We start from the raw sequence: 6,263 nt of genomic DNA on the forward strand, positions 1-6,263 counted from the left end.
ACGGCATTGTTACGGCTCAGGTTCGAGGCTCGGTTAACCCTTATTTTGGAGTCTATAAAGAGCCAACATATATTACCGAAGTTGAGCTAGAACCCATTTCTACAAAAGTTTGGTCGAAAGCGATCGCGCGTCTGGGTCAAAAGGCGAGTTGGGTATCCAAACTTTTGATAAACGAGATACCTGATAATATTGATACGGCGTTTTCTGGACTGGAGTATTCCCTTCTTCCTCGCAGCCTCAACGATCTCCATACCCATTGTTCTTGTCCCGACTGGTCGAATCCTTGCAAACACGTTGCCGGTGTCTGTTATTTGCTCGCAGCCGAGTTGGATGCCGATCCGTTTTTGCTCTTTGAACTGCGGGGATTATCGCGGGACAAACTGAAGCGAGAACTGGCAAAATCTCCCCTGGGAAAGGTGCTATCTGGCGCGATCGAAACCGAAGATCTGCCGCTGGTTTCCGCAACATCTTACTATACAACTCCCGAAACGGTGGACGTTCCCAAAATTGACAGTTTGCGGGATTTTTGGCTGGGAGAAAAGCAACTTCCCACTTCGATCGAAATGGCTGCACCGGCGATCGTTCCGGCAATTCCGATTAAAAAAGCCGGAGATTTCCCCGCATTTTGGCGTAAAGATTCTTCTTTTATTGACATTATGGAAGAGTTTTACCAGCGGGTGAGAACGAAGAATAAAAATTGGCTTTAATTGTCGATCTCGATGAGGGCCGATCGCTCGGTCTTTATTCTTAGCACCTCTGTTCGATCGGAAATGTCACCGATTTAACGAGATCGCTTTACCTGTATGTAAAAAAATGTTGCATTGATTAGGATTAGCTTGACAACGTAGACAATTTACCCACCAGACGCTATATTGATAAACAAGCTCTTCCGAACGAGCGATCGTACGGTGTGAGGAGTTTATGTAAAGAATGTATGTGAGGAGCGATCTATATGGATATGCCCGCCCAACTGAGTATGGAACAGCAATTCCGACTACAGATTTTACAAAAGCAAGTTAAAGGCCTCTCTCAAGAAGAGGCACAGGATTATCTATTAGAAGTATTGCGACAGATGATGGTCAAAGATAATCTATTTAAGCATTTACTCAAAAATAATTGAGAACTTCGTCGTAATATTTGAATTTAGTAAACTTCGAACCCCAGTATCCGACTGGGGTATTTATTTGGAGAGGGGAACCCGATCGATTTATAATTTAAATAATGGCGCTTTTGCCAGTAAATTTGAATAAAAATATCAATTCCAAACTTATTACTCGATCGACTCACAAATGTCAACTCAAAATGCCTGCCAGACTGCTACCGATCGCACTTTATCCACAGAAAATCGATTCTACGATCGCCAAGACTGGCAGGGCGGTTATCGATCTTTGCCCGATGAATACGACTACTCGATCGACGACATCGACGGAGAAATTCCCTCGGAATTAGAAGGAACTCTATTTCGCAACGGGCCGGGATTGCTAGAGGTAGGCGATCGACCGGTTCACCACCCATTTGATGGCGATGGAATGGTCTGCGCGATCGCCTTTAAAGACGGTCGGGCGCATTTTAAAAATCGCTTCGTTCGCACCGAAGGATATATCGCCGAACAAAAGGCTAATAAAATGCTGTATCGCGGCGTTTTTGGCACGCAAAAAAGCGGTGGCTGGTGGGCAAATGCCTTCGATTTAAAACTCAAAAATATTGCCAATACCAATGTAATTTATTGGGGCGAAAAGCTACTGGCACTTGGGGAAGCTGCCGAACCTCATCGCCTCGATCCCGCCACTCTCGAAACCATCGGCAAAGACGATCTCAACGGACTTTTGCAACCGGGGGATGCATTTTCCGCCCATCCTCGCATCGATCCGTGCTGCGAAATGGACGGGGGCGCGCCTTGCTTAGTGAACTTCTCCGTCAAAGCCGGAATTTCGAGTACCATCACCATCTACGAATTCAATCCGGCTGGAGATCTGCTGCGGCAGCACAGCCACGCCATTCCCGGTTTTGCCTTCCTTCACGACATGGCAATTACCCCCAACTACTGTATTTTCTTCCAGAATCCCGTCCGCTTCAACCCTCTCCCCTTCGTCTTCGGATTGCGGGGGGCCGCCGAGTGCGTGGCCTTCGATCCCAGTGGGACGACAAAAGTGGTGCTGATTCCCAGAACACCCGGAAACCGGGAAGTCCAGATTCTCGAAGCGCCCTCCTCTTTCGTGTTTCACCATGCCAATGCCTGGGAGGAAGAAGACAAAATCTATGTAGATTCGATCGCCTACGACTCCTTCCCCACCGTCGAACCCGATGCCGATTTCCGCGAGTTGGACTTCGATCGCGTTCCTGCCGGACAGTTGTGGCGCTTGGAACTCTCTGCGGGATCGAAAACCGTCGAACATCGCGTTCTCGAATCCCGCTGTTGCGAGTTTCCCAGCTTGCACCCTCAAAATGTGGGACGGAACTATCGATATGTTTATATTGGGGCCGCCCGCGCAGAAACGGGAAATGCTCCCTTACAAGGGGTGCTGAAGCTCGATTTACACAGTGGGGAACGGCAGCTATATAGTTTTGCCCCCCGAGGCTTTGGCAGCGAACCGCTGTTCGTACCCCGTCCCGGTGGAACCGCAGAAGATGACGGTTGGGTGCTGGTGATGGTGTACGATGCGGCGCACGATCGATCGGATATCGTTATTTTAGATGCGGGCAATATCGATGGGGAACCCGTGGCGCGGCTGCACTTGAAGCATCACGTTCCCTACGGATTGCATGGGAGTTTTACCTCGGAGTGTTTTGCGAAATCGAACGGACTTTAACATTTAGACCAAATTTGGATGCGGAGAAAAACCCAAATTTCCAGCGCTCCTCACCAAACCCAATCACTTTCTAGAATGTATTATCAAACAGAGGATACAATGAGGGGCATCCATCGGTTATGGTTTTGCGTCCAAATCTAACCAGATTTGAAACCCGACTAGAAAATAGCCTTGGCGAGTCTCCCAGGTGCATGAACTTCAGCGTTGTCATTACAACCTATAACCGTTTAGATCTTTTAAAGCGGGCGATCGAGTCGGCACTATCACAAACGGTTGCCTGTGAGACGATCGTTGCTGACGATTGTTCCACCGATGGCACCCAAGAATACGTCACCCGCCTACAAGAGTCGATGCGCAAACAGGGAGACGATCGCCTGATATACCATCGCAATGCTTCTAATTTGGGTCATTCCCTGACCATGAATGCTGGGGTGAAAATGGCGAGGGGTGAATGGATTAAACCCCTAGACGATGATGATTATCTGGCCCAAAACTGCATCGAAGAAATGTCCCAGGCGATCGCCTTACGCCCTCAAGCGGTCATTTGTTCTTGTCAAGCAGCACAAGTGGATGCCCAAGAAGTCGAACTCAGTTGTACGCCCAAAACAGGACCGGGGAAAGCATTTTACATTCCCCAGGAAGATATTCACTACGGAATGTTGCTGGAAATGGTTCCCTTCGGCACTCCCGTTCAGGTTGCCTTTCGCAAAAATATATTTTGGCAGGCAGGGGGTTGGGATTCTCGGTTCGATGGCAACTGCGACGATATCGATTCGTGGATTAAAATCGCCCAGTTTGGGGATGCGGTCTTTCTCAATCAATGTCTTTCCTATCGCACGATTTGGCCGGGGGCTTACAATCACCGCTTTTCCGTGCAAAAGCGGATGGATACCAATATTTTGATGAAGCAGAAAATCCACACCCTCGTCAATCAAAAGTATCATGACGATCGACCTGAAATTAAAGATGTTCGAGATTATTTAAAACTACATTGGAGTTTCGTTTCTCTCAAGCAAGGTCAATTTTTGTCGACGATCGTGACTGCATTTCCTGCTATATTTTCTTTCACGGCATGGAAACTGTTAGTTAAAGCCATTTTGTTTCGTCATAAACCTTGGACTGCCCAAAATAAATTATTTGCAAAATATGCAGATGAGCTATTTTCTCAATCTCCAGAACTTTTAAATTCCGAACAAAAATGGAGAACCCATCATAATATTTTGGATGTTTTAAAGGACTTTCAAGTGAGTGAGCGTCGTCCAATGCTCAAAAAAATTAAATTTTGGCACATCTTAAAATTAAAAAGTCAAGTTATTTTTTCTTCCGAACATCGCCCTATTTCTAAATATGTCGATCGAAATCGAGACAAGAGCGAAAATCGACATAATAAAATTGCACTTCAGCTCGATACAAATATAAATATACTAGATAACTTATATCAATTTATTCAAACTCATCAGAAGGAAAATTTACCTCAAGTAAAGGTGGTTAGAGCTTACATTCAGTTACGTTGGAGCTGGGCTGCAATTAAACAAAAAAAACTGATTTCGGGTATTAAAATTGCCTTTCCAGCAATATTTTCAATTCCGGCTTGGCGCATTTTTTTTGCAGCAATTGAATCAGATTATCGAGAGAAGCGACACAATAAAATTCGTAAGCTAGTTTTAATTGATGATTAAAGCGTTGGAATAGAAATATCGTTACAGCCGATTTAATTGATTTTAGGAGTACAACGCAGCATTGGGATTATACTGTATTCTAATTTCTTCTGCTAGATTTTTATCGCAACGAATTTCTTTGTCCCCATCGGGATATTTAAAATTATAGTATGCTCCAACTTTGTAGCAAGCAGCAATTGTCTGCATCATGCTACTAATACTGTCATACAAAAAATAAATTTCTCCTTCACTAAAAAACTTAAATAAATAAGATCTTTCTACTGTTTCCTTTGTTCCGAGTAGACAAATATGTTCTTTAAGATCGAGAGTGAATATTGGTAGGAAATAGCAATTGAGAAGTCCCGAATGCTCTATCCATATCCCCTCTTCATGTCTCATTTTATAGAGCAGTAAATTTTCAACAGACTCAAAAATATTCGAGCGTAAATCGATTGCCTCTTGAATGGGGTTAAATGTATAGCCGGGAAAAAGCTGGTAAGGGCTTCCATTGTAAATGTCCGAACCCATATCTAGGGGGGTCATACCGTCATGCCACTGATATAACTCATAACATTCAGCCGGCAATAAAAAGGGGAATGGCTCTAAGAAATAATCCAGTTCCGATCGACTCAATCCAGGTTCTAAAGCAGCATAAGAATCCGGTTGATGATGTTTCAACCATCTCCCAATAAAATTGAGATGATTTTGGAATTCGAGCATCTGGTTCGAGCGATTTCAGTTTTGCGCTTTCCGAAAGCCGATATCGAAAAGGTAGGCAGTTTTTCGTTTAAATTGAATGATATATCTCACTGCCCACCCTACCGTTGCTTAAAAGCTGAATACCGATCGACCTAATAATGACTGCCGGACTTGCGATGGTGGACGGCAGTTTGCCCATCCGGTAGCAGTACGTTCCCGCAATCGATCGTGGAATAAATTACCCAATGGTCACCGCATTCCATGCGATCGCTGACCGTACATTCGAGATACGCTAGGGCTTCTTTGATAATCGGACAACCGTTTTCCCCCTCTTCGGTTTCCAACCCCGCAAATCGATCCTCTCCGGGGGAAAACTTTTTCATAAATTTCTTTCTGATGGATCGACCTTCAGCCAGAATATTGAGCGTAAATCGATCGCCGATATGGGTCAGAGATTCCACCGCCCGATCTTTGGCCACCGCCACTGTCAAACCCGGCGGATCGAACGTGGCCTGAGAGACCCAAGAGGCTAGCATCCCACTGGTGACTTCTCCCTGTTGAGCCGCTAGAACGCACAGAGACCCGATAATTCGCCCGACGGCTTGCTCGGTATTGCTTGCCGGTTGGGTGGGAGGACGGAATTTTTTCGAGAGCTTAATCTCCTGAGCGAAGTCCGTGCCGATTTCTTCGCAGGTTTTGAGGGTCGTCTCGGTGGGTTTGAACTTCACCCGAATCGTCTCGAACGCCAGTTGATAGCCCCCGTTACGCAGCTTGCTTTCCAATAGGTCGATCGCCTCTCCACTCCAGCCAAAAGACCCGAAGACCCCGGCAGGCTTGCTCTTATCGGCGCTAGAGAGGATAATCCCGAGCGCTGTTTGGATTTGGGTAGGTGCGTGGCCGCCGAGGGTCGGAGAACCGATGATAAACCCGGCGCATCTTTCCACCGCCGCTTGAATCTCCTCCGGTTGGGCCACTTCGCAGTTAATGGACTCCACCCCAATCCCTGCCTTCGTCAGACCGCTAGCGATCGCTTGTCCCACAGTGGCCGTATTGCCGTATGCCGAAGCATAAATCAGCGCCACGGAGATTTTTTGAG

6 protein-coding genes are annotated in these 6,263 nt (G+C 46.3%); 4 read left to right on the top strand and 2 right to left on the bottom strand.

What is annotated here, in order from left to right; translation table 11 throughout:
* The 4 genes from IQ235_RS15910 to IQ235_RS15925 form a co-directional block, all read left to right on the top strand.
* Nucleotides 1-707 (top strand): SWIM zinc finger family protein (locus tag IQ235_RS15910; RefSeq protein WP_264322421.1); only part of this gene is annotated, 707 nt, incomplete at its 5' end.
* Between the two features lie 245 nt (nucleotides 708-952).
* Nucleotides 953-1,120, top strand: a complete 168-nt coding sequence (locus IQ235_RS15915) for an NblA/ycf18 family protein (protein ID WP_264322422.1) — start codon at nucleotides 953-955, stop codon at nucleotides 1,118-1,120.
* Between the two features lie 169 nt (nucleotides 1,121-1,289).
* A complete protein-coding gene (locus IQ235_RS15920) occupies nucleotides 1,290-2,810 on the top strand; it encodes a carotenoid oxygenase family protein (protein WP_264322423.1) in 1,521 nt (506 codons plus the stop codon).
* A gap of 191 nt (nucleotides 2,811-3,001) precedes the next feature.
* Nucleotides 3,002-4,489 carry a glycosyltransferase family 2 protein gene (locus IQ235_RS15925; protein ID WP_264322424.1) on the top strand — a complete coding sequence of 496 codons (1,488 nt, stop codon included), beginning with the start codon at nucleotides 3,002-3,004 and terminating at the stop codon, nucleotides 4,487-4,489.
* Nucleotides 4,490-4,531: 42 nt separating this feature from the next.
* On the opposite strand, the gene IQ235_RS15930 is transcribed toward IQ235_RS15925, so the two are convergent.
* Both IQ235_RS15930 and IQ235_RS15935 read right to left on the bottom strand, forming a co-directional pair.
* Nucleotides 4,532-5,188 carry an SMI1/KNR4 family protein gene (locus IQ235_RS15930; RefSeq protein ID WP_264322425.1) on the bottom strand — a complete coding sequence of 219 codons (657 nt, stop codon included), beginning with the start codon at nucleotides 5,186-5,188 and terminating at the stop codon, nucleotides 4,532-4,534.
* Nucleotides 5,189-5,319: 131 nt separating this feature from the next.
* Nucleotides 5,320-6,263 (bottom strand): flavin reductase (locus tag IQ235_RS15935; RefSeq protein ID WP_264322426.1); only part of this gene is annotated, 944 nt, incomplete at its 5' end.

The sequence above is a fragment of the Zarconia navalis LEGE 11467 genome (assembly GCF_015207075.1).
In the GTDB taxonomy this organism is placed as follows: domain Bacteria; phylum Cyanobacteriota; class Cyanobacteriia; order Cyanobacteriales; family Geitlerinemataceae; genus Zarconia; species Zarconia navalis.

Coding starts and splice junctions, on each gene's coding strand:
- IQ235_RS15915 (WP_264322422.1), top strand. CDS start 953: ATGGATATGCCCGCCCAACTGAGTATGGAACAGCAATTCCGACTACAG.
- IQ235_RS15920 (WP_264322423.1), top strand. CDS start 1,290: ATGTCAACTCAAAATGCCTGCCAGACTGCTACCGATCGCACTTTATCC.
- IQ235_RS15925 (WP_264322424.1), top strand. CDS start 3,002: ATGAACTTCAGCGTTGTCATTACAACCTATAACCGTTTAGATCTTTTA.
- IQ235_RS15930 (WP_264322425.1), bottom strand. CDS start 5,188: ATGCTCGAATTCCAAAATCATCTCAATTTTATTGGGAGATGGTTGAAA.